Origin of the sequence: Mesorhizobium sp. M7A.F.Ca.CA.002.05.1.1, assembly GCF_003998335.1 — a bacterium.
Classification (GTDB): domain Bacteria; phylum Pseudomonadota; class Alphaproteobacteria; order Rhizobiales; family Rhizobiaceae; genus Mesorhizobium.
On the sequence record NZ_RZQI01001315.1, the window covers coordinates 1 to 1,131 of the forward strand.

The following is a 1,131-nucleotide window of genomic DNA, read 5'->3' on the forward strand; positions in this document are numbered from 1 at the left end:
AGCCGGCGTGGGCCGACGAGAAAGAAGCCGACATCGGTGTGGGCGGGCCCGGTTAAAACCACGTCTCCGTCGCCATCGCTGGCGGCGTGGCCGGCCAACTCGATAGCCTTCTCGGCGACGCGATATTCCGAAAGGTTCGAACGGCGCGCCAATTCCTCGATCGCGGTCCGGTACTGGTCACGCGAGAAGAAGTCGAGCGCGGCGAAATCGGTGCGCTCGCGCAGCACGGTGTCGATGCGGCTGACGCCTTCGAACCACACCGTCCAGTCGACGTCGTTGATGAGGCGCAGGCCGCGGATGATGTTGCCCGTCGTCACATTGCCGCTGGACAGCGTGTGATGTTCGGAAATGATGATTTCCTCAGCATCGGAGCCGGTCTTTTCGAGCTCGCCTTCCAGCCATTCCAGAGCCTTGCCGGCATTCTGCGATCCATCGCGCAGGCGGTAGAGCAGTTGGGTGGCGAAGGTGGTGTCCTGCGCATGCGCGCTGAAATTGGACAGGATCGACTGCCGGTCGGCGCTGTCGTCGGTCGCCAGGACCTTGTCGGCCACATCGTTGGCGATCTGGCGCATCTGGCGGGTGCGATTGACCCTGACGGCCAGCCGGCGGAGATTTTCGATCAGGACGAAGCGCAACAGCGAAGGCAGCGCCCAGAGCTCGCCGATCTTCAGCGGCTCGACCGACTGAAAACCCTGGACGATGGACTTGAACATCGTCGCCGAAACGGAACTGTCCGAATGCGCGACATAGGTCCACGCCAGCGCCAGCGCGCGCGGCACGCTGCCGCCGTCAGGCAGTTTCAAGGTCGGCAACTGGCGATAGAAGCGGCGCGGCAGGTCGCGCTTGACCTGGAAAATGGTCTCTTCGACCAGGTAATTGTTGTCGAGCAGCCATTGTGCCGCCGGCGTGATCGTCTCGCCCCTCGCCTGCGCCGCATTGGTCGACCGATAGACTTCCAAAATCTTCTTGGCGCTGTCCCGGATACGGGCCTGAAAATCGAAGGGCGTCAGGCCGAACAGATCCGTGAGGTCGCCTTTTGCCAGGCTTTCGCCAAGCACACGAAGACGCTCTTCGGGCAGAAAGTTGGATCGAATCGGCTCTTCCGTGATGGCCGGGAAGCTCGCGCTTGTC

Annotated in this window: 1 pseudogene; it reads right to left on the reverse strand. The window is 62.5% G+C overall.

The features are described 5' to 3' along the window. Positions 1-1,131: pseudogene (locus EN939_RS35180) on the reverse strand (protein ndvB); the annotation flags it as partial.